This is a genomic window from Nocardioides jiangsuensis (genome assembly GCF_019679455.1).
Classification (GTDB): domain Bacteria; phylum Actinomycetota; class Actinomycetes; order Propionibacteriales; family Nocardioidaceae; genus Nocardioides_C; species Nocardioides_C jiangsuensis.
In genome coordinates, this window is record NZ_JAIEZQ010000001.1 from 833,434 (window position 1) to 858,125 (window position 24,692).

Annotated in this window: 23 protein-coding genes and 1 tRNA gene; 12 read left to right on the plus strand and 12 right to left on the minus strand. The window is 71.9% G+C overall.

What is annotated here, in order from left to right:
• The first annotated feature begins 26 nt into the window (after positions 1 to 26).
• Both K1X13_RS03910 and K1X13_RS03915 read left to right on the plus strand, forming a co-directional pair.
• Positions 27 to 848: a DUF4097 family beta strand repeat-containing protein gene (locus tag K1X13_RS03910; RefSeq protein ID WP_221023698.1), complete on the plus strand. Its 822-nt coding sequence runs from the start codon at positions 27 to 29 to the stop codon at positions 846 to 848.
• Between the two features lie 29 nt (positions 849 to 877).
• Positions 878 to 1,045, plus strand: a complete 168-nt coding sequence (locus tag K1X13_RS03915; protein ID WP_221023699.1) for a hypothetical protein — start codon at positions 878 to 880, stop codon at positions 1,043 to 1,045.
• A gap of 27 nt (positions 1,046 to 1,072) precedes the next feature.
• Here K1X13_RS03915 and dcd read toward each other — a convergent pair whose 3' ends face one another.
• A complete protein-coding gene (gene dcd / locus K1X13_RS03920; RefSeq protein WP_221023700.1) occupies positions 1,073 to 1,648 on the minus strand; it encodes a dCTP deaminase in 576 nt (191 codons plus the stop codon).
• Between the two features lie 49 nt (positions 1,649 to 1,697).
• Between dcd and K1X13_RS03925 the strand changes: the two genes are divergently transcribed.
• Positions 1,698 to 1,773 (plus strand) — tRNA-Gly (locus K1X13_RS03925).
• 14 nt (positions 1,774 to 1,787) lie between these two features.
• Here K1X13_RS03925 and K1X13_RS03930 read toward each other — a convergent pair.
• On the minus strand, positions 1,788 to 2,243 hold the full coding sequence (locus K1X13_RS03930; protein WP_308249380.1) for a tyrosine-type recombinase/integrase: 456 nt from the start codon (positions 2,241 to 2,243) through the stop codon (positions 1,788 to 1,790).
• A 155-nt stretch (positions 2,244 to 2,398) separates the two neighbouring features.
• Here K1X13_RS03930 and K1X13_RS03935 point away from each other — a divergent pair, with 155 nt between their 5' ends.
• Entirely contained in the window at positions 2,399 to 2,866 is a 468-nt protein-coding gene (locus tag K1X13_RS03935) for an STAS-like domain-containing protein (protein WP_221023702.1), read from the plus strand.
• A gap of 197 nt (positions 2,867 to 3,063) precedes the next feature.
• Here the strand turns inward: K1X13_RS03935 and K1X13_RS03940 are convergent, their stop codons facing one another.
• The 3 genes from K1X13_RS03940 to K1X13_RS03950 all read right to left on the minus strand — a co-directional run bounded on the left by K1X13_RS03940 (position 3,064) and on the right by K1X13_RS03950 (position 6,101).
• Positions 3,064 to 3,516, minus strand: coding sequence for an ATP-binding protein (locus K1X13_RS03940; RefSeq protein WP_221023703.1), 453 nt, complete (start codon positions 3,514 to 3,516; stop codon positions 3,064 to 3,066).
• Positions 3,517 to 4,606: 1,090 nt separating this feature from the next.
• Positions 4,607 to 5,395, minus strand: a complete 789-nt coding sequence (locus K1X13_RS03945; protein WP_221023704.1) for a sulfite exporter TauE/SafE family protein — start codon at positions 5,393 to 5,395, stop codon at positions 4,607 to 4,609.
• A gap of 10 nt (positions 5,396 to 5,405) precedes the next feature.
• The gene (locus K1X13_RS03950; RefSeq protein WP_221023705.1) at positions 5,406 to 6,101 is read right to left on the minus strand and encodes a FadR/GntR family transcriptional regulator; all 696 of its coding nucleotides are present in this window, start codon (positions 6,099 to 6,101) and stop codon (positions 5,406 to 5,408) included.
• 127 nt (positions 6,102 to 6,228) lie between these two features.
• Here K1X13_RS03950 and K1X13_RS03955 point away from each other — a divergent pair, with 127 nt between their 5' ends.
• The 4 genes from K1X13_RS03955 to K1X13_RS03970 all read left to right on the plus strand — a co-directional run bounded on the left by K1X13_RS03955 (position 6,229) and on the right by K1X13_RS03970 (position 11,144).
• Positions 6,229 to 7,602, plus strand: coding sequence for an SLC13 family permease (locus tag K1X13_RS03955; RefSeq protein ID WP_221023706.1), 1,374 nt, complete (start codon positions 6,229 to 6,231; stop codon positions 7,600 to 7,602).
• A gap of 10 nt (positions 7,603 to 7,612) precedes the next feature.
• Positions 7,613 to 8,854: a CaiB/BaiF CoA transferase family protein gene (locus K1X13_RS03960; RefSeq protein WP_221023707.1), complete on the plus strand. Its 1,242-nt coding sequence runs from the start codon at positions 7,613 to 7,615 to the stop codon at positions 8,852 to 8,854.
• Positions 8,851 to 10,311 (plus strand): carboxyl transferase domain-containing protein, encoded by a 1,461-nt coding sequence (locus K1X13_RS03965; RefSeq protein WP_308249381.1) that lies wholly within the window; start codon positions 8,851 to 8,853, stop codon positions 10,309 to 10,311. Before K1X13_RS03960 ends, K1X13_RS03965 begins: the two co-directional genes overlap by 4 nt.
• Before the next feature lie 191 nt (positions 10,312 to 10,502).
• The gene (locus K1X13_RS03970) at positions 10,503 to 11,144 is read left to right on the plus strand and encodes a vitamin K epoxide reductase family protein (protein WP_221023708.1); all 642 of its coding nucleotides are present in this window, start codon (positions 10,503 to 10,505) and stop codon (positions 11,142 to 11,144) included.
• Positions 11,145 to 11,159: 15 nt separating this feature from the next.
• Here K1X13_RS03970 and K1X13_RS03975 read toward each other — a convergent pair whose 3' ends face one another.
• Complete coding sequence (locus K1X13_RS03975) at positions 11,160 to 12,131, minus strand: quinone oxidoreductase family protein (RefSeq protein ID WP_221023709.1); 972 nt, start codon at positions 12,129 to 12,131, stop codon at positions 11,160 to 11,162.
• Between the two features lie 93 nt (positions 12,132 to 12,224).
• Here K1X13_RS03975 and K1X13_RS03980 point away from each other — a divergent pair, with 93 nt between their 5' ends.
• Entirely contained in the window at positions 12,225 to 13,385 is a 1,161-nt protein-coding gene (locus K1X13_RS03980; RefSeq protein WP_221023710.1) for a hypothetical protein, read from the plus strand.
• Entirely contained in the window at positions 13,382 to 14,047 is a 666-nt protein-coding gene (locus K1X13_RS03985; RefSeq protein ID WP_221023711.1) for a DUF2461 domain-containing protein, read from the plus strand. Before K1X13_RS03980 ends, K1X13_RS03985 begins: the two co-directional genes overlap by 4 nt.
• A gap of 45 nt (positions 14,048 to 14,092) precedes the next feature.
• Here the strand turns inward: K1X13_RS03985 and K1X13_RS19565 are convergent, their stop codons facing one another.
• From K1X13_RS19565 to K1X13_RS04005, 4 genes are all read right to left on the minus strand, one after another.
• On the minus strand, positions 14,093 to 14,719 hold the full coding sequence (locus tag K1X13_RS19565; protein ID WP_221023712.1) for a PAS and ANTAR domain-containing protein: 627 nt from the start codon (positions 14,717 to 14,719) through the stop codon (positions 14,093 to 14,095).
• A gap of 184 nt (positions 14,720 to 14,903) precedes the next feature.
• Positions 14,904 to 16,223 carry an FAD/NAD(P)-binding protein gene (locus K1X13_RS19310; protein ID WP_221023713.1) on the minus strand — a complete coding sequence of 440 codons (1,320 nt, stop codon included), beginning with the start codon at positions 16,221 to 16,223 and terminating at the stop codon, positions 14,904 to 14,906.
• Positions 16,224 to 16,244: 21 nt separating this feature from the next.
• On the minus strand, positions 16,245 to 16,703 hold the full coding sequence (locus K1X13_RS04000) for an RrF2 family transcriptional regulator (protein ID WP_221023714.1): 459 nt from the start codon (positions 16,701 to 16,703) through the stop codon (positions 16,245 to 16,247).
• 159 nt (positions 16,704 to 16,862) lie between these two features.
• The gene (locus tag K1X13_RS04005) at positions 16,863 to 17,756 is read right to left on the minus strand and encodes a sulfite exporter TauE/SafE family protein (RefSeq protein ID WP_221023715.1); all 894 of its coding nucleotides are present in this window, start codon (positions 17,754 to 17,756) and stop codon (positions 16,863 to 16,865) included.
• Positions 17,757 to 18,135: 379 nt separating this feature from the next.
• On the opposite strand from K1X13_RS04005, the gene K1X13_RS04010 reads away from it, so the two are divergent.
• Both K1X13_RS04010 and K1X13_RS04015 read left to right on the plus strand, forming a co-directional pair.
• On the plus strand, positions 18,136 to 19,998 hold the full coding sequence (locus tag K1X13_RS04010; RefSeq protein ID WP_221023716.1) for an acyl-CoA dehydrogenase: 1,863 nt from the start codon (positions 18,136 to 18,138) through the stop codon (positions 19,996 to 19,998).
• A 228-nt stretch (positions 19,999 to 20,226) separates the two neighbouring features.
• Positions 20,227 to 20,442 carry a DUF6458 family protein gene (locus K1X13_RS04015; RefSeq protein ID WP_221023717.1) on the plus strand — a complete coding sequence of 72 codons (216 nt, stop codon included), beginning with the start codon at positions 20,227 to 20,229 and terminating at the stop codon, positions 20,440 to 20,442.
• A gap of 116 nt (positions 20,443 to 20,558) precedes the next feature.
• On the opposite strand, the gene K1X13_RS04020 is transcribed toward K1X13_RS04015, so the two are convergent.
• Positions 20,559 to 22,580 (minus strand): DEAD/DEAH box helicase, encoded by a 2,022-nt coding sequence (locus tag K1X13_RS04020; RefSeq protein WP_221023718.1) that lies wholly within the window; start codon positions 22,578 to 22,580, stop codon positions 20,559 to 20,561.
• Positions 22,581 to 22,782: 202 nt separating this feature from the next.
• A complete protein-coding gene (locus K1X13_RS04025; RefSeq protein ID WP_221023719.1) occupies positions 22,783 to 24,582 on the minus strand; it encodes an NHL domain-containing thioredoxin family protein in 1,800 nt (599 codons plus the stop codon).
• Positions 24,583 to 24,692: the final 110 nt, after the last annotated feature.

Here is a 24,692-nt window from a genome sequence, read left to right on the forward strand (position 1 = left end):
CGGCGGAACACACCCTGGAGACCACCATGCACAAGACGTTCCCCACCACCGGGCCGGCCTCGCTGTACGTCGAGATCGGCTCCGGAGACGTGACGATCCACGCCACCGAGACCCTCGAGACCGAGGTGCACGTCGAGGGCGCGGACGCCGACGAGGTCACTGTCGAGCAGCGCGGCGAGCAGATCGTCGTGATCGCGCCGCAGCGCTTCGCCCGCTTCCTCTCCGGCAACGGAGGCCTCACGGTGTCCGTGACCCTGCCGCTGGACAGCGACGTCGCCACCAAGCTCGGCTCGGCCGACCTGGTCGCCACCGGGCGCCTCGGGGCGGCCCGGCTCAAGAGCGGCTCCGGCGACGTCGAGGTCGAGGCGTTCACCGAGGACGCGGTCGTGCAGAGCGGGTCCGGCGACGTCGAGATCGGCAGCTCGCTCGGCGACCTCCGCGTGAAGACCGGCTCCGGCCACGTCCAGCTCGGCCGGGTCGCCGGCTCCACCGTGGTCTCCTCCGGCTCGGGCCGGGTCACGGTCGACGCGGCCGAGGACGAGACCGTCGCGAAGACCGGCTCGGGCGACGTCAGGATCGGCGAGGCGTCCAGCCACGTCGCGATGAGCAGCGGTTCGGGCGACCTCGACGTCGGGGCGATCCACCGCGGCGAGCTCAAGGCCAAGACCGCGTCCGGCGACGTCCGGGTCGGCGTACCCGCGGGCATCCCCGTGTGGACCGACATCAGCTGCGTCAGCGGCAGCGTCCGCTCCAACCTCGAGGGCGCCGGTCAGCCCACCGAGGGGCAGGACCACATCGAGATCCGCGCGACCACCGTCAGCGGTGACATCACCCTCTCCCAGCTCTAGCCGGGCCGACCTTTCGAAGGAGACACCCCATGTCCGGTCTCGACCAGTACATGACCTACCGCAACGCCACCGACCAGATCCGCGAGCGGGTCGAGCAGACCCAGCGCTCGGCCGTCCCCGGCCGGCGACGCCGGCACCCCGGTCGCCAGGCGCTCGCCCGCCGGCTGCACACGCTCGCCGCCCGCCTCGACGGCTGAGGCGTCCCGCGAGCGGGATCCCTCAGCTCAGATCCGGGTGCGGTGGAAGTTCTTGAACGACCGCGACGGGGTCGGCCCCCGCTGCCCCTGGTAGCGGGAGCCGTACTTCTCCGAGCCGTACGGGTGCTCCGACGGCGAGGACAGCCGGAAGAAGCACAGCTGGCCGATCTTCATCCCCGGCCAGAGCTTGATCGGCAGGGTCGCCACGTTGGACAGCTCCAGCGTCACGTGACCCGAGAAGCCGGGGTCGATGAACCCGGCGGTCGAGTGGGTCAGCAGCCCGAGCCGGCCCAGCGACGACTTGCCCTCCAGCCGGGCGGCGACGTCGTCGGGCAGCGTGACCACCTCGTACGTCGACCCCAGGACGAACTCCCCCGGGTGCAGGATGAACGGCTCGTCGCCCTCGGGCTCCACCATCCGGGTCAGGTCCGGCTGGTCGGCCGCCGGGTCGATGTGCGGGTACCGGTGGTTCTCGAACACCCGGAAGAAGCGGTCGAGGCGTACGTCGACGCTCGACGGCTGCACCATCGAGGGCTCGAAGGGCTCGAGGGCGACACGCTTCGCGTCGATCTCGGAGTGGATGTCGCGGTCTGAGAGGAGCACACGCAGAACTTACCTGTATGATCGCCGCGACGTCCGACAAGGGCGTCCTGCGGATGTAGCTCAGTTGGTAGAGCGCGACCTTCCCAAGGTCGATGTCGCGAGTTCGAGTCTCGTCATCCGCTCCACGCAACACAGCAGGTCAGGCCCCCTCTTCACCGGAATCGGCGGAGTGGGGGTCTTCTGCTTCCCGCTCAGATACCCCCAGGATGCCCCCGAGCCGCTTCGCCGAGGTCCACAGGTTCTGGTCGATGAGGTGGCCGTAGAGGTCCATCGTCATCGCTGCCGAGGCATGCCCGAGGATGCGCTGAACCACCTTCGGATCCGCGCCGGCCCCCAGCCAGAGGGACGCGCAGGTGTGCCGCAGGTCGTGCACCCGAAGCGTCGGGCGGCCGATCTTGCGAACCGCCGCCGCCCAGCCGACCCCGCGCTTCCAGTTCGGCTCGCCCAGTGGCCCGCCCTTCGGCGAGTCGAAGAGCCAGGCATCGCCGGGCTTACCCGCTGACCACTCGTCGATGATCGGCACCAGGTCGTCCACGAGGGGAACGGTCCGGGACCGGGGTCGGCGTACGAAAGTCGCTCGCATCGTCGAAGGCATACAGAGCACGCACGGACTTTGACGCTCTCACGCTCGCAGTCCGCGAGGGAGTCACGAGAGACAAGATCACGAACCAGGGCAACGGCCTTTTCGGCCTCACTCGGATCGTCGAGCAGAACGTCGGGAGACTTCGCCTCAAGTCGGGCGGCGGCTACATGCTCTTAGAGGGTGACCGCGTCACAGGTAAGAACAATCAGCCCGCCATCGGAGGCAACCATCAGGGCACGACAGTCGACTTCCAACTCAAGGTCGACAAGCCGGTGAGCAGAGGCAACGCGCTCAACTATCCACACACCAGTTTGTTCCTTGAGAGCCTCGAGTCGGATGAGGGCGAGCACATAATCAGGATCCGGGAGCAAGCCGGTGGCGCTGGAAGCCGTACTGCCGCGCGGGAGCTTAGGACCCTCATCATCAATGTCTTGAACGATGGCGCTCCTCACGTCGCACTCGACTTCGAGGGCCAAGCAGTCGTGTCATCAAGTTTCGCGGACGAAGTCATCGGCAAACTATTCGCCGACATGGGCTTCAATGCGTTCACACATCGCGTCAAGCTGAGACACATGAACCCGACCGTGAGCACCCTCGTGGACCGAGCTATTGCCCGAAGGCTGGCGGCCAACTAGGTCCGGACCCGCGACCCGGCATTCGTGTCAACAAGAATGCGGTCGGCGGGCGATTGCTGTCTAGTGCCACCTGATGTGCGACGGATTCGTGCCACCTGACCTGCGACATGGTTTGACGACTTAGGCGCTTGGGACGCCCCTGCCGACGGGGCACGGCGAAAGCACTCATGGACGAGAGTCGGATGGTGCGGATGACGCTAGCGGGGACGCTCCACGCTCCGGGCCGCCCCAGGCTGTTGTGCACTCTGGCTCCAACGCAGCCTCTTCGTCAGGTGCACCGAACCCCCCTCGCCGTCGACCGAGTCGAACAAGGCCAGGTCGCTCAACGCGTTCATCAGCGCCATCCCTCGCCCGTCCTCGGCCCAATGATCACGCCCATCCGGGGAGGCGTTGTGCTGCCCGAACCCCGAGCCCGAGTCCACCACCTCAATGCTGACCTGCTCGTCACTGATGCTGACCATGACCTCGTAGGTGACGCCAGCGACGGCATGCTTGACCGCGTTCGTGCAGGCCTCGCTCAGCGCCACCTCCACCTCATCGACGCAAGCCGGCTCCACCCCGGCCGTGGATAGCGCTGCAGTCACCGTATGTCGGGCCAACGGGACGCTGATCGCCTCCCGCGGCAGGCTCAGCGCAAGCTGTACTCTCATGTCCTTGCCACTTTCATGCTCGATCGTGCTTCGCAAGTTCGTCTAGCAGTCGCCGTTCATCCCGGGCACAGCCTCTGCCACAGATGGCAGGTTGCCCGGTTCAGCGGCACAGGCGCGGAAACCGCGAAGACTGGGTTCCGTAGGATGGAACACACCGGTCGTGGTCGGGCGTGGCCTCAGCACTTGCTGGATGCGTAAAGAGCACACGCGCGTCGTTGTCACAGAGAGGCCTTTAGGGCCTCGGCATTACCACAGCAGGACTGACAGCATCGACCAACTTCGACAGTGCTCCCTACAGCGGCGAAGTACATGAACCAGACGCGCGGATGGTGCCCTGCGGCCATCCGGAACTGTTACAGAGACGTAAACAACGGCCGTCTCACTCTCGGCTGCGCATGTCGCACGTCAGCCGGCACCGATCTGTCGCAGATCACCTGGCACAGGACAGCGGTGGGCGATTGCGCTCTCCGTGAGGAATTTCCTTACTGACTCAAGCGCGCCTCCGGCGCGACGCGCCCGTCCCGCTCCGCCTGGCGGGGACCCCCGCGCTCCGGGCCTCCGGCCCTTCGCGCACCCCCGCCCGCTGCGCGCTCCGGACACGCAACTGCGGGACGCCAGGTCCGGAATCACCTGACGCCCCGCTGCCACTGCGGCACTCTCACCGCCTGGTCACGGCCCGCAACCCCATTCACCTCCGAACCGCCGACCCGATGTCCGAGGATTTGCACGCCGACGCCCGGCCGCAAGGGCGCTGCGCGTCGCTCCGCGATGGCCGCCGGCCACCCTTGCCCCCGGACACCGACGAGCAAGGCGGCTGGTTATCGGGTCGGTGGCTCTCCCATGCCCGCGTGCCCCTGCCGTGCCCCCGGGACCCCCTACGCGGCCCTCACCAGCCAGCACGAAACACCGCCCCACCACGCTCCCGCCGCCCGCCCGGTTGGGCGTCGAGGACCGGCGGATCGCCTTCCCAAGGTCGATGTCGCGAGTTCGAGTCTCGTCATCCGCTCCACGCAGATCCCTCGCGCGATGTTGCTCCGGGTGGGCGATACGCATCGTCGACCCTCGTACGAGGACGGCGGAGGGGACCTCGTCAGTAGAGCTGGCCGGCGACGAGCAGCCGCAGCCCGACGACGTACCCGAAGCCCACCACCAGCACCCGGAACACCGTCGGCGGCAGCCGCCGGCCGAGGTGCGCCCCGGCCCAGCCGCCCACGACCGACCCGAGCGCGACGAGGCCGACCACGGCCCAGTCCAGCGGCGCGACCGCCACGAAGACGACCGAGGCGGCGACGTTGGCGGCGAGCACGGCGACGTTCTTCAGCCCGTTGACCACCTGCAGCGTCTCCTCGAGGCCGAGCGCGAGGCACGCCACGAGCATGACCCCCTGCCCCGCCCCGAAGTAGCCGCCGTACACGCCGACCACCGACGAGACCCCGCCGAGCGACGGCGGAAGCCCGGTGCCGGAGGGCACGCGCACCGTCCCCCGGCGTACGGCGCGGCGCCGGAGCCAGCCCGAGACCAGCGGCTGCACGGCGACCAGCGTCGCCGCCAGGATCACCAGCCACGGGACCACCTGGGCGAACGCGCTCGGCGGCATCACCAGCAGCAGTGCCGCCCCGGCGAGGGCGCCCAGGCCGCTCGACAGGGCCACGGCCCGGACCAGCGGCGCCTTGCCCGCCAGCTCGCGGCGGTAGCCCCAGCTCCCGCTGAGCCCGCCGGGCACCAGGCCCACGGTGTTGCAGACGTTGGCGACGACTGGCGACAGGCCGACGCCGAGCAGGATCGGGAAGCTGACCAGCGACCCGGCACCCACCGCGGTGACCACCAGCCCGGCACCGAGGCCGGCGCCGATCACGGCCAGCACCTCGAACAGGTCCACGCCGCGGGGCCTAGTCGCGGAGCAGGGCGACGTCGCTGACCGAGTCCACGTGGGCGTGCATGGCCGCGGCGGCCACCTCGGGGTCCCCGGCCCGGATGGCGTCGGCGATCCGGCGGTGCCCGTCGAGCGAGTCGCGCGGGCGGCCGGGCTGGGAGAGGGACTCGATCCGGGTCTCGCGGATCAGGTCGCTGATCTCGCCCATCAGCCGGGCGAGCAGCGCGGAGTGGCCCGCGGCGGTGACGGCGGCGTGGAACCGCTCGTCTCCCTCGACGCCGCGCCCGCCGGCGTCGACGTCGCGCTCCATCAGTTCCAGCGCGGCGTCGATCGCGGCCAGGTCCTCGTCGGTACGGCGGGAGGCGGCGAGCGCCGCGAGCTTGGTCTCGAGCGCCTCGCGGGCCTCGATGATCTCGGGAAGCTGCTGGGCGTGCTTGCGCAGGGCGTGCACGATCTTCGACGACCCGGAGGTGTCCACGAGCACGGCGCCGTCCCCGTGGCGCACGGCGACCACGCCGACGACCTCCATCGCGACGAGGGCCTGGCTCACCGTGGCGCGGCTGACCCCCAGCCGGGTGGCGAGCTCGCGCTCCGCGGGCAGCCGGTCACCGACCTGGAGCCCGTTCGCGGCGATCCAGGCCAGGATCTGGGACGCGACCTGCTCGTAGAGGCGCGGTCGCGCCACCGGTCGCAGGCCTCCGACATCCGACATGAGACCCACTCTATTGACATCTGGCCCAGTTGCCTATTGGCTAGGCCACTGGTCCAGAGCGTGACCGTCGTCACGCGATCCAACTTCATCTCGGGCCTCCCCCCAGGCCCCGGCCCAAGGAAACGTCATGTCACCAGAGTGGGTATCCATCCTCGCGCTCATCGCGCTGTTCGTCGTCGGCACGGTGCTGCCGATCAACATGGGCGCGCTGGCCTTCGTCGCCGCCTGGCTCGTCGGCATGTACTCCCTGAACCTCGACGAGAAGGAGATCATCGCCGGCATCAGCGGTGACCTCGTCCTCACCCTCGTCGGCGTCACGTACCTGTTCGCGATCGCCAAGAACAACGGCACCGTCGACGTCATCGTCAGATCCGCGGTCCGCGCGGTCGGCGGCCGGGTGGTGCTGATCCCGTGGGTGATGTTCGGCGTGACCGCGGTGCTCACCGCGATCGGCGCCGCGAGCCCCGCCGCCTGCGCCATCATCGGCCCGATCGCGCTGGGCTTCGCCGGCCGGTACAAGATCAACCCGCTGATGATGGGCATGTTCGTCGTGCACGGCGCCCAGGCCGGCGGCTTCTCGCCGATCAGCATCTACGGCACGATCACCAACTCGGTGATGGAGGACAGCAACCTCCCCTCCGGTGAGATGACCATCTTCCTCACCAGCCTGTTCTTCAACCTCGCCATCGCGATCGTGCTGTTCTTCGCCCTCGGCGGACGTGACCTGATGTCGCGCCGGATCGACGCCGACGAGCCGGAGCACGACACCGGGCACGACACCGGGCACGACACCGAGAACCCCGCCGGTGGCACGACCCCCACGGGCGGCACCGGCGGCACGGCCACCGACACCCGCACCGAGGTCACCACGGCCGGGCCCGGCACCGCCGTCGCCTCCAAGCTCGCGGTCGACCAGGTCGTCACCCTCCTCGCGTTCCTCGTCGTGGCGGTCCTCGCGCTCGTCTTCGACCGCAACATCGGCTTCACCGCGATCACCGCCGCCGTCGTCCTCACCGCACTGTTCCCCAAGGCCCAGCGCGGCGCGGTCCACCAGATCGCCTGGGCGACGGTCCTGCTCGTCGCGGGCGTGAGCACCTTCGCCACGATCCTGAGCACCGCCGGTGTCCCGGAGTACGTCGGCACCTGGGCCGCGGGCCTCGGCTCGGTCCTCATCGGCGCGCTCGTCCTGTGCTACGTCGGCGGCGTCGTGTCCGCGTTCGCCTCGTCCACGGCCCTGCTGCCGATCATCATCCCGATCGCGATCCCGCTGATCGCGAGCGGCAACGTGAGCGCCGTGGCGATCGTGGCCGCCCTGGCCGTCGCCTCCACCATCGTCGACGTCAGCCCGTTCTCGACCAACGGCGCGCTGATGGTCGCCAACCGTCCCGACACCATCGACGAGGAGCGCTACTACAAGCAGATCCTCGGCTACAGCGCGATCGTCGTGGCCGTGGGCCCGCTGCTCGTGTGGCTCGCGGTCGTCGTCCCCGGCTGGGTCTAGGAGATTCCCGTTGACTGACCAGACAGACAGCGCCCGCACCGGGGCGGCTCCGGCCGCCCCGGCCCCGGGCCCTCTCACCGGCACCCTCGTCGTCGACCTGTCCCGGGCCCTCGCCGGCCCGCACGCGACGATGATGCTCGGCGACCTCGGCGCCCGGATCATCAAGGTGGAGGCGCCGGGGTCCGGCGACGACACCCGCGGCTGGGGACCCCCGTTCGTCCGGCCCGAGGGGTCGCAGGACGCCGGCCGCGAGTCGACGTACTTCCTCTCCGCCAACCGCAACAAGGAGTCGGTCACCCTCGACCTCAAGGCCGACGACGACCGCGCCGTGCTGCTCGACCTGGTCCGCCGGGCCGACGTGCTCGTGGAGAACTTCCGCACCGGCGTCCTGGACCGGCTCGGTCTCGGCTTCGAGACCCTGCAGGAGCTGAACCCGCGGCTGGTGGTCCTCTCGATCACCGGCTTCGGGCACGACGGCCCCGAGGGCGGTCGCGCCGGCTACGACCAGATCGCCCAGGGCGAGGCCGGCCTGATGTCGCTGACCGGCTCCGGACCGGACGACCCGCAGAAGGTGGGGACTCCGATCTCCGACCTGCTGGCCGGGATGTACGGCGCCTACGGCGTCCTCGCCGCCCTGCTCGAGCGGGAGCGGACCGGCGTCGGCACCGTGGTGCGTACGTCGCTGCTCGCCGCCACCGTCGGGGTGCACGCGTTCCAGTCCACGCGGTGGACCGTCGCGGGCGAGGTGGGCCGCGCCCAGGGCAACCACCACGCCTCGATCGCCCCGTACGGGCTCTTCGCGTGCGCCGACGGGTCGGTCCAGATCGCCGTCGGCAGCGAGGGCCTGTGGCGCCGGTTCTGCGCGGCCTTCGACATCGACCCGGACACCCCCGGGATCGAGACCAACTCGCAGCGCGTCGCCGACCGCGACCGGGTCATCGCGCTCGTGGAGAGCGTGTTCGCCTCCTGGAAGGCGGAGGACCTGCTCGAGCGGCTCAGCGAGGTCGGCATCCCCGCCGGCAAGGTCCGCTCGATCGACGAGGTCTACGCCTGGGACCAGACCCGCAGCCAGGGCCTGCTGATCGACGTCGAGCACGACACCCTCGGCACCGTGCAGCTGGCCGGGCCACCGCTGCGGTTCTTCGACCGGGACGGCCAGGAGGTCACCCGCAGCGCCCACAAGGCGCCGCCGACCCTGGACGCCGACGGCGCCGCCGTCCGCGCCTGGCTGGCCGGGCAGGAGGGCCGGTGAGCCGGCGGCTGCGCGCCGCGCAGCTGATCGACCTCGTGCTCGACGACGGCACGTTCACCTCCTGGGACACCCCGGTCGACCTCGCCGGGCACGACACGGAGTACCTCGCCGAGCTCGAGGCCGCCCGCGAGCGGTCCGGCGCCGACGAGGCGGTGACCACCGGGCGCGGCACCATCGAGGGCCACGACGTCGCGGTGATCGTCGGCGAGTTCTCCTTCCTCGGCGGGTCGATCGGCCGGGCCACCGCCCGGCGGATCGTCGCCGCGGTCGAGCGCGCCACCCGGGAGCGTCTGCCGCTGATCGCGGCCACCTCGTCGGGCGGCACCCGGATGCAGGAGGGCACGCCGGCGTTCGTGGAGATGATCGCGATCTCCCGGGCCGTGGTCGCGCACAAGGCGGCCGGGCTGCCCTACCTGGTCTACCTGCGCCACCCCACCACCGGCGGCGTGTTCGCCTCGTGGGGCTCGCTGGGCCACGTCACCGTGGCCGAGCCCGGTGCGCTCGTCGGCTTCCTCGGCCCGCGCGTCTTCGAGGCGCTCAACGGCCAGCCGTTCCCCAGCGGCGTGCAGGTCGCGGAGAACCTCGTGGACAAGGGCATCATCGACGCCGTCGTGGCCGCGGAGGACCTGGCCTCGGTGGCCGCCCGGGTGCTGCACCTGCTCTCCCCGGCCCGTCGGCAGCCGATGGGCTTCCGCTCGCCGCCGGCGCCCGCGCTGCCGGAGCCGGACGGCTCGACCTGGGACTCGGTGCTGCTCACGCGGCAGCCCGACCGCCCGGGCGTGCGTGAGCTGCTCCGGTACGGCGCCGACGACGTCATCCCGCTCAGCGGGACCGGCGACGGGGAGCACGACGCGGGGCTGATGCTCGCGCTCACCTCGTTCGACGGCATCCCGTGCGTGCTCATCGGCCAGGACCGGCGCAACCAGACCCCGCAGGAGTCGATGGGGCCGGCCGCGCTGCGCGAGGCCCGGCGCGGCATGCGCCTCGCCGAGGAGCTCGGCCTGCCGCTGGTCGCGGTGATCGACACCCCGGGCGCGGACCTGTCCCCGCGCGCCGAGGAGGGCGCGCTGGCCGGGGAGATCGCCCGGTGCCTGGCCGACATGTCGAGCCTGTCCGTGCCCAGCGTCTCCGTCCTGCTCGGCCAGGGCTGCGGCGGCGGCGCGCTCGCGCTGCTCCCCGCGAACCGGGTGATCGCCGCCGAGCACGCCTGGCTCTCCCCGCTCCCGCCCGAGGGGGCGAGCGTGATCGTCCACGACGACGTGGAGCACGCCGCGGAGATGGCCGAGCGGCAGCGCGTCGGCGCCCGGGAGCTGCTGGCCGAGGGCATCGTGCACGAGGTTGTGCCGGAGCGGCCCGCGGCCAACGAGGACCCCGAGGGCTTCGCCCGCACCATGGCCGGCGCCTGCGCCGCGCAGATCCGTGAGCTCGGCGCCGTGGGGGCCCGGTCCGCGGGCTGACAACCCTGACCAGCCTGACGGCCCGGCCGTCCGGACCGCGGGACACGGGGCGTCGCCCCTGACGCCCCGTGTCCCGCTCACATTTCCACCCAAAGGGCCCTTCGCGGCTCCCGGCCGGGCCCAACGGCCCTGGGTCGCGGCCGCGCCCCGACGATGCTCGTGGCAGAGACCACGTCAGCCGGGAGCACACCATGACCACCACACCGAGCCGTTCCTCGTCGCACGCCCACGCGGCCGCGCACCCGCCGCGTCCCGCCAGGAGCCGGCGGGCACGCAGCGGGTACGCGGTGATGCTGCTCGGCGGGCTGGCCGGCGTCGTCACCGCCTCCTGGCAGACCCTGGAGCGCATCGCCTGGGCCGCGGACCCGGACTCGCTGACGGTGTGCGAGATCAGCGCGGTGGTGTCGTGCAGCAGCGTCTTCTCGCACTGGCAGTCGTCGGCCCTCGGCGTCCCGAACTCGCTGGTCGCCCTGCCGGTCTTCGCGATGCTCGCCACCAGCGGCCTCGCCGGCGTGCTCGGCGCCCGCTTCCCCGACCGCTACCTGCGCCTCCTGCTCGGTGTGACGCTCGGGATGACCGGCTTCGTCGTCTGGTACATGCAGCAGTCCGCGTTCGCCATCGGCGTGCTCTGCCTGTTCTGCCTCGGCTGCCTGGTCAACATCGTGGTCGCCGGCACCGGCCTGACCCGGGTGGTCGCCGCGGAGCACGCGCTCGGCCGGGGCCGCGCGGACCGTGAGCTGGGCCTGCTCGTCGCCTCCCGCTCGGACCTGATCGCCTGGGCCGGGGTGCCGCTGGTCGTGGGTGCGATGCTCTACGTCGGCCTCGCCGGCTGACCCGGCCGCCTCCCCTCAGGGAACGAGCAGCACCTTGCCCGTCGTACGGCGCCCCTCCAGGTCGGCGTGGGCCCGGCCCGCCTCGGCATAGCGGTACCGCCCGCCGACCCGCACCGACAGCGCGCCGGACCCGACGAGGGCGAACACGTCGCGGGCGCGGGTGAGCAGCTCGTCGCGCTCCGCGATGTAGTGCGTCAGGGAGGGTCGGGTGAGGAAGAGGGAGCCCTTGCGGTTGAGCACCTGCGGGTCGAGCGGCGGGACCGGGCCGCTCGAGGCGCCGAAGAGCACCATCATCCCCCGGGGCACGAGCGAGTCGAGGCCGGCCTGGAAGGTCGCCCGGCCCACCCCGTCGTACACCACGTCGACGCCCCGCCCGCCGGTCAGCCGGCGCACCTCCGCGGCGAGGTCCACGTCGTCGTACAGCACCACCTCGGCCGCCCCGGCCTCTCGCGCGAGCGCGGCCTTCTCCTCCGTGGAGGTGGTGGCGAGCACCGTGGCGCCCTTCGCGGCGACCATCTGGGTGAGCAGCAGGCCCACCCCACCGGCCCCGGCGTGCAGCAGCACGGTGTGCCCGGGCGCGACCGGGAACGTGCTCTCGCACAGGTAGTGCGCGGTCATCCCCTGCAGCACCACCGCCGCGGCGATGTCGAGGTCCACGTCGACGGGCACGGGCACCACCCGCTCCGCGGGAACGACGACCTGCTCGGCGTAGCCGCCCCCGGGGACCATCGCCCAGGCCACCCGGTCCCCGACGGCGACGTCGTCGACGCCCGGACCGACCGCGGACACGGTGCCGGCGCCCTCGGAGCCCGCGACGAACGGGGTCTCCTTGGGGTAGGCGCCGGCGCGCTCGTAGGCGTCGATGAAGTTCACGCCCGACGCGGCCACGTCGACGCGGACCTGCCCGGGCCCTGGCTCCGGCGTCGTCCACTCCCGCACCTGCAGGACCTCGGGTCCACCCGTCCGCTCCACGACCACGGCACGCATCTGCTGATCTCCCTCGTCCGGCGTCGACGTCCGGGCGGCACCCAGGCCTCGGCGCCCCCGGCGGGTCCGACCGCGCCCGTTATCCTTCCGGGCATGGTCACCAACCCCGCCCGCCGTCGCGTCTTCGTCCACGTCGGCGTGCCCAAGAGCGGCACGTCGTTCCTCCAGGCAGGCATGCGGGAGAACAGCAAGACCCTGCGGGAGCTCGGCGTCCTCTTCCCGGCACAGTACCCGGCGGAGATGTACCACGCGACGCTCGAGATCCGCGGCATCGAGGAGCAGTGGGGGCACCGCGCCGGCGAGTTCGACGGGACCTGGGCGCGGCTGTGCCGGCGGGCGCGCGCCTTCGACGGCACCAGCGTGATCAGCCACGAGCTGCTGTCGTCGGCCACGCCGGAGCAGGTGCGGACGGCGCTCGCGGAGCTCGAGGGCACCGAGGTCCACATCGTCGTGACCGCCCGTGACCTGGCCCGGCAGATCCCCGCCGCGTGGCAGCAGGGCCTCAAGCACGGCGGCAAGGTCACCTTCGCCGAGTTCGTCGAGCGGACCTTCGACCCGGGGCGGTCCACCGCCCGGGCGCAGCAGTTCTGGGACCGGCAGGACGTCCCCGACGTCCTCGCCCGCTGGGGCGCCGGCCTGCCGCCCGAGCGCGTGCACGTGGTCACCAACCCGCCGAGCGGCTCGGCCCCCCACGTGCTCTGGGACCGCTTCCTCAGCGTCTTCGGCGTCGACCCGTCGAGGCTCACCCTCCCCGGCAGCGGGTCCAACGTCTCCCTCGGCATCACCGAGATCGACCTGCTCCGCCGGGTGAACGCGGTGGTCCCCCGCGCCGACCAGCCCCGGGTCTACAGCCGGATCGTCAACGGCCACCTGGTCAACACCCTGCGCCACCACAGCTCGCCGCGGGCGAGCACGCCGGTGGCGCTCTACCCGCTCCTTCAGGACATGGGCAAGCGGTGGGTCACCGAGATCGAGGCCCGTGGGTACGACGTCGTGGGCGACCTGTCCGAGCTCGTCTCCGCCGACCCCTCGCCCAGCGACGTCGACCCGGACGCGGTCTCCCCGGAGGAGACCCTGGACCTGGCGGTCTCCACCATCGGCATCCTGCTCAAGGAGGTCGACGAGCTGAAGCGCCGGCGCCCCACGGCCCGACTCGGCGGGAACGTCGAGCAGGCGGGCCTGGCCCGCCGCGTGGCCGGCCGGGTCAAGCGCTCCCTGCGCCGGCCGGGCGGACCGAGCCGGAAGGGCCGATGACCGCGCCCCCGGCGGGCCCGGGCTCCGAGCCGTTCACCGGCTTCCCCGTCGCCGCGCTGGACTTCTACGACGACCTGGAGACCGACAACACCAAGTCCTTCTGGGCCGCGCACAAGGAGACCTACGAGTCGGCCGTCCGCGCGCCGATGGCCTCGCTGGTGCGCTCGCTGGAGGACGAGTTCGGCGCCGCCAAGGTGTTCCGGCCCTACCGCGACGTGCGGTTCGCCAAGGACAAGACCCCGTACAAGACGCACCAGGGTGCGTTCGTGCCCCGCGGCCCGGCCACCGGCTGGTACGTCGAGGTGGCCGCGCCCGGCGTCCGGGTCGGGGTCGGCTTCTACGAGGCGTCGGGGCCGCGGCTGGCCCGGATCCGCGACGCGATCGCCGACGAGCGGCGCGGGCGGGACCTCGAACGGGTGATCGCCGACCTCGAGTCCCGGGGATGGACGCTCGGCGGCGACAAGCTCAAGACGTCGCCGCGCGGGTACGACGCGGAGCACCCGCGGATCGAGCTGCTGCGCCACAAGTCGATGACGCTGGGGAAGTCCTACGGCTTCGAGCCGTTCATCCACACCCCCGAGCTGCTCGACCGGGTGCGGGAGGACTGGCGCGAGGCCACCCCGTTCGTCCGGTGGGTCGCCGACCACGCCGGCGGCGACTGACCCCTCGCCGGTTCGGCCGGCGGCCTCCCGGCCGGGGCGGTCCGCTCAGACCAGCGGGTCGGTGGCCTCCCGCGCGCCGAGCACGCTGCGGATGGTCAGACGCGGGTCCTCACCGCGTCCGCGGGTCTCCTCCACGCACAGGACGAGCTTGTCCGCGAGGTCGCGGAGCTTGGTGTTCGCCTCCTGCGAGGCCCGCTTGAGCGTCTCGAAGGCGGCGTCCTGGTCGAGGCCGAGGGTGATCATGAGGATCCCCTTGGCCTGCTCGATGGTGGCCCGCGACTCCGCGGAGCGACGTACCGCCTCGTTGATGTCCTTGGCGGTCTGCGCCCGCTTGTTGCCGGTCACGTCGACCATGTAGCCGCGGATCTCGACCAGCCTGCCGTCGTCCCAGTGGCCGTCCCCCACCGAGACCACCTGCCGCAGCCGACGGCGGGCGTCGAGGATGCGGTGCCAGAGGGCGAACGGCTCGCCGCTGGTGAAGGCGTTGCGGATGATCGCGGACGCGACCGCGGCGTCGTCCGGGTGCTTGTGCGCGACGAGCAGGGCGGTGGTGGGGACGATCTCACCGGGCTCGAAGCCGTGGATGCGGTACAGGTCGTCGGCCCACCACCAGGTGTCGGTGGCAGGCGTGTAGCGGAAGGGGCCGTAGAGGCCGGTGATGACCGTGGTCACGCGGCGTACGGCGGCTGGAGCTTGCGCATCGGGTCCCCCCCGAGACGAGTCGATCTGCCCACGCGGTCGGGGGTTGCCGAGGTGCGAGGGTTCCGGGGGCGCCCGGACGGGCTGGCTGGTTCAACCCGGGGCATAGTCAAGCATGTCGGACGCCAGAAATCACGCTGCCCCCGGCACGGGACGCTCACGCGGCGACCCGGGCGCCGAGGCTCGAGAGCAGCGCCGCGAGCGCGTCCGCGTGGGCCCGGATCTCGGGGACGGCCGTGCACTCCCAGTCGGTGCCGCGCCGGGCGTACCCGAGCGCGAACACCCGGTCGGAGGCACGTCCGGTCTCGCTGAGCAGGGCGCCGTCCGGGTCGGCGTCCAGGCCGAGGCCGAGGACGTCGGGGCGGGCGGTGCCGCGGTGCACGAGCTGGTCCACGAGCATGCTCCACCCCGGTGCGGAGACGGGCTGCGGCCCGGTGCAATTCACGACGTGGGTGAACGAAGGGCGCTCTCCGGACGCGGCGAGCTCGCCGATCGTGGTGACGGTGAGCGTGCCCGCGGCCCGGAGCGCGTCGAGGCGGTCGGCGACGCCGGGCGCCATCCGGTGCCGGACCACCTCCCACCGGCGGGCGACGTGGCGCAGGAACCTCCGCCGGTCGTCCTCGCCCAGGGCCTGCCAGATGCCCTGGAGCCGGGGACGCATCCCGTCGACGACCCCGCGCCAGTCGGCACCGTCCCCCTCGGCGCGGGCCACCGCCCCCCGGACCCTGGCCAGCAGGTCCGGCAGGGTGACCTCGGCGGCGAGGCCGACCGGGTGCGGGCGCACGGGGACCCGCCGGTGCCGGCGCGGGAGCAGCCCGTGCCGGGAGGCCGCGGTCATCGCCGGGGCGGACTCGTCACGGGCCAGGGTGAGGGCCACGTCGACCATGGTGAGGCCGGTGCCGACCAGCAGCACCCGGCTCGCGGGCCCGATCCCGTCGAGCGCGTCCGGCGCCCACGGGTCGTTGACCACGACGTCGGCCAGGTCCGTCGTACGGCGGTGCGGCGGCGGGTTGCCCACGGCCAGCACCGCCCGGTCCGCGCGCAGGGTCCGACCGTCGCCCAGGGCCAGCGTCACGCCGGCGGCGTCCTCGACCAGGTCGATCGCCTCGCCGTGCACCACCTCGAGGCCACTGCCGTCGGGGACGTGTGCCGCGGCGAGCAGGTCGGTGAGGTAGTCGCCGTACCACCCGCGCGGCACGTAGTCGTCGCCGCCGGCGTCGTGGCCGCGGGCGCGGAGCCAGCGGACGAAGTGGTCCGGGTCGCCGGAGACGCCGCTCATGCAGCCGGCGGTGTTGTTGAGCAGGTGCTGGGAGCTGGTCGTGGAGTAGGCGAGGCCGGGCCCGACCTCGGCCCGTCGCTCGACGAGGGTGACCGCGACCGGGTCGGCCCCGGCGGCCGCCGCGGCCTCGAGGAGGGCGACGGCGAGGAGGACGCCCGCGGCGCCGCCTCCCACGATCAGAACACGGTGCTCGGACATCCGGCCTCTACTCCCTCATCGTCAGTGCGGCTTCCACGCCTCCTCGTCGCGGGTGCGCGAGGTGACCTCCCGGGGGAGCTTGCGGTCGGCAAGCGCCCGGATCGTGACCTTCTCGAAGACGTCACGCAGGCTGCTCCGGGCCGCGATCCACACGTGCTGGAGGACCTCGGCGGACTCGTTGTACGACACGGCCTCGGGGCGGAGGCCGTAGACACTGACCAGCGGACCGTCAACCGCGCGGATCACGTCGGCGACGGTGACCGTGTCGGGGTCGCGGGCCATGCGCCACCCGCCGGCCTGCCCCCGCTGGCTCATCACCACGCCCGCCCGGCGGAGGTCGGCGAGGATCGCCTGGAGGAAGCCGTGCGGGATGTCCTGCAGGCGCCCCAGCTCCTCGGCGCTGACCGGGGACCCGTTGCCCCGACCGGCGATCTCGATGAGGGCCCGCAGGGCATAGTCGGACTTGGCAGAGACGCGCATGGCGCAAGTCTGTCAGATCGCTAGGCATTGTCGGGTTCGGCGCTGCGAGGCTTCTCCGTCGGCACCCGCCTCGCACGCCGTCGCACACCGCGCCGCCGGATGCGGCGGGTGGCTGCGTGGCCCGGCGGCGGGTGCACACCGCCGAGCCACGCAGTCCGGTCAGACCGTCATCGCGTCGAGCTCGGCCTCGACGGCCCTGGCCTCGCGCTCCTGCCTGACGGCCCAGACGATCAGCGAGACCCAGGCGACGAAGACGACGAGCGCCCCGAGCGCCACCGTCGTCCCGGAGGCGCCGAAGGACTCCAGGATGGTCTTGCTGTTGGTGAGCACGATCAGACCACCGGCGGCCACGCCGAGCACGCGGGCGGGCATGTGCTTGACGAGCCAGGCGGCGACCGGAGCGGCGATCACGCCGCCGACCAGCAGCGCGGCCGCGTAGCCGAAGTTGATGCCCTGCGTGCCGAGCGCGAGCAGGAAGCCCAGCGAGCCGCCGATCGCGACCACGAACTCGGAGGTGTCGATGGACCCGACCACCTTACGGGGCTCGAGCCGGCCGGAGGACAGCAGCGAGGTGGTGCCCACCGGGCCCCAGCCGCCACCGCCGATGGCGTCCATCAGGCCGGCGACCACGCCGAGCGGAGCCAGGAAGAACCCCGAGAGCTTCCCCTTGAACTGCGGGCGCCGGCCGCCGAGGACCAGGAACCGCCAGATCACGTAGACGCCGAGGCCGAGCAGCAGCGCGGCGACCCAGGGCTTGGCGGTGTCGCCGTCGATGCTGGAGAGGAAGGTCGCGCCGGCGAAGGCGCCGATGCCGCCCGGCACGGCGATGATGCTCACCGTCCGCCAGTCGACGTTGCCGAGCCGGTGGTGCGAGATGCCCGAGACGAGCGTGGTGCCGATCTCGGAGAAGTGGACCGCCGCGGAGGCGGCTGCCGGCGCGATGCCGGCGGCGAGGAGGAGCGTCGAGGACGTGACGCCGTACGCCATGCCCAGTGAGCCGTCGATCAGCTGGGCGAGCAGGCCCACGAAGCCGAGCACGATGAGGTTCCGCATGAGTTGCACCCTTTCGAGGGAGACGCCGCGCCCCGTCCCCGGTTCCCCAGGCCTCGGTCGCGTTTGTCTACCGACATTGTTTCTCTATCGAGTCAGTAGATTAAGTAGAGCCGAGCAACCAAGTCAACTCAATAGAGTCGGCCCGCGTGTCGCGGCCGCCCGCGCGCTGTCACCGGGCTGAGGGCGGGGGCGTGGCCGACCGGGCCCCGGAGCGCGTGGTCCGGATCACGTCCGGCCGGACACGCGGGACCACTTGTCTTTATTACTGGTCGGTACGATAATTTTGTTACTGACGAGTAAATCCCTGGGGCGGACGCCGCTGGGACGCAGTCCAGGACCGGAACCCCTGGGGCCGGTACCCCGATTCGAAGGTGGGGCAGTGAGCCACTACAAGAGCAACATCCGCGACATCGAGTTCAACCTGTTCGAGGTCTTCGGTCGCGACGAGGTCCTCGGCAAGGGGCTCTTCGAAGAGGTCGACGTGGACACGGCCAGGTCGATCCTGTCCGAGGTCGACCGGCTCGCCCGCGAGGACCTCGCCGCCTCCTACGAGGACAGCGACCGCAACCCGCCGACGTTCGACCCGGAGAGCGGCAGCGCCGACATGCCCGAGTCGTTCAAGAAGAGCTACCAGGCGTGGATGGACAGCGAGTACTGGCGTCTCGCCCTCCCCGCCGAGCTCGGTGGCCAGCCCGCTCCGTCCAGCCTGAACTGGGCGATCGGCGAGATGATCCTCGGCTCCAACGCCCCGATCTGGATGTACGCCGCCGGCCCGAGCTTCGCCTCCGTGGTGCACCGCAACGGCAACGACCGCGACAAGGCCATCGCCCAGCACATGGTGGACCGCCAGTGGGGCTCCACGATGGTGCTCACCGAGCCCGACGCGGGCTCCGACGTGGGCGCGGGCCGCGCGAAGGCCGTGCAGCAGGAGGACGGCTCCTGGCACATCGAGGGCGTGAAGCGCTTCATCACCTCCGCCGAGCACGACATGAGCGAGAACATCATCCACCTCGTCCTCGCCCGCCCCCAGGGCGTCGAGGGCGTCGGCGGCCCGGGCACCAAGGGCCTCTCGCTCTTCATCGTCCCCAAGCACCACTTCGACTTCGAGACCGGCGAGCTGACCGGCGAGCGCAACGGCGTCCACGTCACCAACGTCGAGAAGAAGATGGGCATCAAGGTCTCCAACACCTGCGAGGTGACCTTCGGCGAGAAGGAGCCCGCGAAGGGCTGGCTGCTCGGCGAGGTGCACAACGGCATCGCGCAGATGTTCCAGGTCATCGAGAACGCCCGGATGATGGTCGGCACGAAGGCGATCGCCACCCTCTCCACGGGCTACCTGAACGCGCTCGAGTACGCCAAGACCCGGGTCCAGGGCGCCGACCTCTCGCAGGCCGCGGACAAGACCGCGCCCCGCGTCACGATCACCCACCACCCCGACGTACGGCGCTCGCTGATGACGCAGAAGTCGTTCGCCGAGGCCCTGCGCGCGCTGGTGATCTACACCGCCACCTGGCAGGACAAGGTGCAGATGGCCGAGCACGCCGGGGAGCGCGACGAGCTCGCCGAGCGTGTCAACGACCTGCTGCTGCCCATCGTCAAGGGCTACGGCTCCGAGCGCTCCTGGGTGCTGCTGGGGACCGAGTCGCTGCAGACCTTCGGCGGCTCCGGCTTCCTGCAGGAGTACCCGATCGAGCAGTACGTCCGCGACGCCAAGATCGACACCCTCTACGAGGGCACGACGGCGATCCAGGGCCAGGACCTCTTCTTCCGCAAGATCGTGAAGGACCAGGCCCATGCGCTCGGCCACATCGCCGGCGAGGTGGAGAAGTTCATCACCAGCGAGGCCGGGAACGGTCGCCTCAAGATCGAGCGCGGGCTGCTCGCGAAGGGCCTCGAGGACGGTCAGGCCATCGTCGGCGCGCTGATCAACCAGCTGATGTCCTCCGACCCCGGCGCCGAGGGCGGCGACCAGCGCAACATCTACAAGGTCGGCCTCAACACCAGCCGGCTGCTGATGGTGCTCGGCGACATCGTCTGCTCGTGGCTGCTGCTGCGCCAGGCGGAGGTCGCGCTGGAGAAGCTCTCCGGCGAGGTCGGCGACAAGGACAAGGCGTTCTACGAGGGCAAGGTCGCAGCGGCGCAGTTCTTCGCGCGCAACGTGCTCCCGAAGATCGCGTCGGAGCGCGCCATCGCCGAGGCCACCGACCTCGGGCTGATGGACCTCGCGGAGGACGCCTTCTAGGCGCCGGCGTCTCGCGTCGTCCCCGGTCCGAGCACCGCTTGGGCGCTTCGAACCCGACGAGGGCCGTCCCACCGCTGCCGGTGGGGCGGCCCTCGCGGTCTACCCGGCCTCGGTCGACAGGTGATTGACGGGCGCCGTTCGCGGGTACTCATAGGCCAGAGACGACGCTGCGGCCACGCACGCGTCACGAGGGCGACTCCGGTCGCCGCTGAACTTGAGGAGAGAAACATGGGCATCGGTCTGGGCGTCGTACTCCTGGTAGTCGGCCTGATCCTGCTGCTGGGCGTCATCAACGTCGACATCGGCTTCGTGGACGACGTGGCACTCGGGTGGATCTTTGTCGTGGTCGGTGCGCTGGCCATCGTCCTGGCGCTCGTGATGAACGCCCAGCGAGGTCGCAGCAAGCACGTCGAGGAGCGCCGCTACGAGGGCCCGCCGCGGTGACTCGGTGACCCCGTAGGCGCCACCGCACACACGCAGAACGCGGGGCGAGGACTCATGTCCTCGCCCCGCGTTCTTTGCATGTGCGGCCGGTGTGGTCGACCGCAGCCGTGCGTCGGTCAGCTGCCGGTCTGCGACCAGCGCGGCTTCTTGCGCGCGCCGTCGATGCGCTCCGTGGCGTCCGCCGGGCGGCTGCTCGAGCGCTCGCGGACGTCGGGCCGGACGGAACGCTGAGGACGCTCGGCGCGGTCGTACCGCTCGCTGCGCTCGGGGCGGTCCGCACGGAAGCCGCGGTCGCGGAAGTCCGGTCGGTCAGTGCGGGCGGAGCGGCTGTCGGGGCGGGAGTCGGTACGGCGGTCGCGGGAGACGAACTCGCGGCGGTCGCCGCGCTCCGGACGGTCGGCGCGCTCGGGACGGTCGGTGCGGCCTACGCGGTCGGTGCGCTCCCCGCGGTAGCCCGCGCCCTGGCGAGCCGGACGGCCGTCGTCCTCACGACGGTCGTCACGGTACGACCCGCGGTCCTCGCGCACAGGACGACGATCATCACCAGCAGCGGAACCAGCACCGAAACGGCCTTCCCGGCGAACCGGGCCACGGTCGCTGTTGCCGTACCGGTCCTGGCGGGCATCCCCTCGTTCATCACGCGCCCCACGGTACCCGCGGTCCGGGCGTCCGCCGCGGTCGTCGCGGTTGCCCTGGTAGCCGCCGCGGTCGTCGCGGTTGCCCTGGTAACCACCACGGTCCTCGCGGCCGCCCTGGTAACCACCACGGTCCTCGCGGCCGCCCTGGTAACCACCACGGTCCTCGCGGCCGCCCTGGTAACCACCACGGCTGCCCTGGTAGCCACCGCGGTCGCGGTTGCCCTGGTACCCGCCGCGCGCGCCGCCGCTCCGGGCCGGGGCGCCCCGACGTGCGGGCGGAGCCTGCTCACCGGACACCGCGAGCGCCTCGGCCGTCATCGGCTGCGGGGCGGTGCGGATGTCGTGGTGGCGCGGCTTCACACCTGCGCGCGACTGGAGCCGGACGATCTCGTCGAGCTGGCGCGGGGTGGTGATGGTGACGACCGCACCGGACTCGCCCGCACGCGCGGTGCGGCCGGAGCGGTGCAGGTAGGCCTTCGCGTCGGTCGGGGCGTCGTAGTGGATCACCAGGCCGACGTTGTCGACGTGGATGCCGCGGGCGGCGACGTCGGTGGCGACGACGACCTGCGCCTTGCCGGTCGAGAACTTGTGCAGGTTCCGCTCACGGACCCGCTGCGACAGGTTGCCGTGCAGGTCGACCGCCTCGATGCCGGACTCGGTCATCGATTCGGCGAGCTCGGTGGCGCCCTCACGGGTCCGGGTGAAGACGATCGAGCGCGGGTTGGCCTCGACCAGCTTCGTGGTGGCGGAGATCTTGTCGCGGAAGCCGCCGACCACCATCACGTGGTGCTCCATGGTGGTCACGGAGCCCTCGTTGGCGTCGAGCTCGTGCAGCTTGGGCGAGCGCAGGTGCTTGCGCACGAGCCGGTCCACGTCGCCGTCGAGCGTCGCGGAGAGGAGCAGCCGCTGGCTGCCGTCGGGGGTCTGGCCCATCAGCGCGTCCACGATCGGGTAGAACCCGAGGTCGCACAGGTGGTCGGCCTCGTCCAGGACGGTGATCGCGATGTCGTCGGTGCGGCAGGCACCCCGCTCGATCAGGTCGTCGAGGCGGCCGGGGGTCGCGACGACGATGTCGGCGCCGTTGCGCAGCTGCTTGATCTGCCGGTCGTACGGCGTCCCGCCGTACACGGTCGTCAGCTTGAGGCGCAGCGCCTCGGCGAGCGGCTCCATCGAGCGGCGCACCTGGGTGGCGAGCTCGCGGGTCGGCACGATGATCAGCGCCCGGGGGTGCTTGGGACGGCTGCGCTCACCGGCGAGCTTGGCCAGGATCGGCAGGCCGAACGCGAGCGTCTTGCCGGAGCCGGTCTGGGCGCGGCCGAGCACGTCGTGGCCGGCGAGGGCGTCGGGGACGACCGCGGCCTGGACCGGGGTCGGGCGGGTGATCTCCTGGCGAGCGAGCGCGCTGACGAGCTGCTCGGGGAGGTCGAGGGTGCCGAAGCCGGGAGCGGCGTCGTTCCCGGCGGAGGGCAGGGTCGGGTCAACAGACTGAACGTCAGTCACGGGGGAGAGCTCCAGATGTGGTCGGGCGCGTCCTAGCACGGATGCCACGGCGTGGTCCGGTGAGCCTGCGAGACGCTCGGCACCCGATCACTGGTCCTGCGCGGCAAGTGAAGATCCTGCTCCGCGCACCCACACCGGGCGACAAAGAAGGTCCCGGTGGAAAGTCGAGACCTTGGCTGGGTCGAATTCTACCAGCGAAAAGTCATACCTCTGACCGTCCGGAGAGCGGGAGGACGAGACGTTGCGCACCTCCGGGGACCACCCGGACGGGCACGCCCCAGTCCTGCTGGTGCATGTGGCAGGCGGCTCCCTCACCGCCGTGCGTGTCGCAGGAGGCGGCGCGGGCCGCGACGTGCAGCACCCCCTCGCCGACCACCGGGTCGATGCCGAGGGTCCGGGTCAGGTCGGCGCCACGGCCGTCCCCGGACCGGAGCAGGGCCGGCGGCGTCGCGGAGACGAGCAGCTGCGCCGGCGGCCCGAACCGGTCGTCGACCTTCTGCCCGGGCGGCGGCTCGAACGACACGACGAGCTCGAGGTCCCCCTCGCCGATCTCGGTGACCGGCCGCCGGGTGGTGTGCGCGAACCCGTCGAAGCGGGCCACCGCCCCGAGCGGGACCCGGGTCAGGCGGTGCGCCGCGGACTCGACCACGACGAGGTGCTCCCCGTCGAGGACCGCGCCGCTGGGCTCGGCCAGGTCGACGGCGAGGGTGGAAACCTCGCCGGTGGCCGGGTCGAAGCGGCGTACGGCGCCGTTGTAGGTGTCGCAGACCGCGACGGAGCCGTCCGGCAGCGCCGTGACCCCGAGCGGGTGCTGCATCAGCGCCTTCGCCGCGGGACCGTCCTGGAAGCCGAAGTCGAACAGCCCCCTGCCGACCGCGGTGTGCACGACGCCGGCCTCGGCGTAGCGCAGCGAAGAGGTCTCGCTGTCCGCGAGCCACAGCCGGTCCCCGTCGACGGCGAAGCCCGAGGTCTGCGCGAACCACGCTCGGTCGAACGGCCCGTCGAGCAGCCCCTCGTTCGTCGTACCGGCGGCCACCTCGACCTCACCGGTCACCGGGTCGAACGTCCACAGCTGGTGGATGCCGGCCATCGCGACCCAGACCCGGTCCTGCCACCAGGCGACGTCCCACGGGCTCGACAGGGAGGCGGTGGTGCCGCCCTGCATCCACTGCTCCCCGTCGCCGGCGAGGGTCCGCACCTCGCCGGACTCGAGGTCGATGCCGCGCAGCGCGTGGTTGACGGTGTCCGCGACCACCACGTCGTACCCGGCCCGGGCGGCGACGTCCGCGGGCAGCAGGACCAGCCCGTTGGGCTCGTTGAAGGACGCCTCCGGCGGCAGGCCGTCGGCCAGCCCGCGGGAGCCGGACCCGATCCGGCGTACGACGCTCTCCGCGTCGGCGGCGAGCTCGACGACCCGGTGGTGGCCGGCGTCGGCGACCAGGAAGCCGCCGCCCGGCAGCCGGACCGCCTTGGCCGGGAAGCGCAGCTCACGGGGCTCGGGGGCAGGCGGGACGTAGGGCGAGTCGCCCGGCTGCAGGGTCCCCCTGGCCGCGTGCTCGACGCGGAGCTCGGCGACCAGGGCGTCGACCGCGTGCGCGTGGCCCTCGCCGGCGTACTGCGCGACGACGTAGCCCTCCGGGTCGACGAGCACGAGGGTGGGCCAGGCCCGGGCGGTGTAGGCCTGCCAGGTCTCCAGCTCGGGGTCGTCGAGCACCGGGTGCGCCACCTCGTAGCGCTCCACGGCCGCCGCCAGCGCGTCCGGGTCGGCCTCGTGCGCGAACTTCGGCGAGTGCACGCCGACCACGACGAGCTCTCCGTCGTACTTCTCCTCCAGCGGGCGCAGCTCGTCGAGGACGTGCAGGCAGTTCACGCAGCAGAAGGTCCAGAAGTCGAGCAGCAGGAATCGACCGCGGAAGTCCGTGGTCGCGAGCTCCCGGCCGCCGGTGTTCAACCAGGCTCGGCCACGCAGCTCGGGGGCACGGACGCGGGGACGCTTGCTCATGCGTCAAGTCTGGCCGCCCGGACAAGTCGCCGGGCACGCCGGCCGACCGGCGAGAGGTCACGGGACCGGACGGCGTCGGCGTGGTACACCGCGCCCGGCAAAGTGGTTTC

Coding starts and splice junctions, on each gene's coding strand:
- K1X13_RS03910 (WP_221023698.1), top strand. CDS start 27: ATGCACAAGACGTTCCCCACCACCGGGCCGGCCTCGCTGTACGTCGAG.
- K1X13_RS03915 (WP_221023699.1), top strand. CDS start 878: ATGTCCGGTCTCGACCAGTACATGACCTACCGCAACGCCACCGACCAG.
- K1X13_RS03930 (WP_308249380.1), bottom strand. CDS start 2,243: ATGCCTTCGACGATGCGAGCGACTTTCGTACGCCGACCCCGGTCCCGG.
- K1X13_RS03935 (WP_221023702.1), top strand. CDS start 2,399: ATGCTCTTAGAGGGTGACCGCGTCACAGGTAAGAACAATCAGCCCGCC.
- K1X13_RS03940 (WP_221023703.1), bottom strand. CDS start 3,516: ATGAGAGTACAGCTTGCGCTGAGCCTGCCGCGGGAGGCGATCAGCGTC.
- K1X13_RS03950 (WP_221023705.1), bottom strand. CDS start 6,101: ATGTCGGATGTCGGAGGCCTGCGACCGGTGGCGCGACCGCGCCTCTAC.
- K1X13_RS03955 (WP_221023706.1), top strand. CDS start 6,229: ATGTCACCAGAGTGGGTATCCATCCTCGCGCTCATCGCGCTGTTCGTC.
- K1X13_RS03970 (WP_221023708.1), top strand. CDS start 10,503: ATGACCACCACACCGAGCCGTTCCTCGTCGCACGCCCACGCGGCCGCG.
- K1X13_RS03975 (WP_221023709.1), bottom strand. CDS start 12,131: ATGCGTGCCGTGGTCGTGGAGCGGACGGGTGGACCCGAGGTCCTGCAG.
- K1X13_RS03980 (WP_221023710.1), top strand. CDS start 12,225: ATGGTCACCAACCCCGCCCGCCGTCGCGTCTTCGTCCACGTCGGCGTG.
- K1X13_RS03985 (WP_221023711.1), top strand. CDS start 13,382: ATGACCGCGCCCCCGGCGGGCCCGGGCTCCGAGCCGTTCACCGGCTTC.
- K1X13_RS19310 (WP_221023713.1), bottom strand. CDS start 16,223: ATGTCCGAGCACCGTGTTCTGATCGTGGGAGGCGGCGCCGCGGGCGTC.
- K1X13_RS04000 (WP_221023714.1), bottom strand. CDS start 16,703: ATGCGCGTCTCTGCCAAGTCCGACTATGCCCTGCGGGCCCTCATCGAG.
- K1X13_RS04005 (WP_221023715.1), bottom strand. CDS start 17,756: ATGCGGAACCTCATCGTGCTCGGCTTCGTGGGCCTGCTCGCCCAGCTG.
- K1X13_RS04015 (WP_221023717.1), top strand. CDS start 20,227: ATGGGCATCGGTCTGGGCGTCGTACTCCTGGTAGTCGGCCTGATCCTG.
- K1X13_RS04025 (WP_221023719.1), bottom strand. CDS start 24,582: ATGAGCAAGCGTCCCCGCGTCCGTGCCCCCGAGCTGCGTGGCCGAGCC.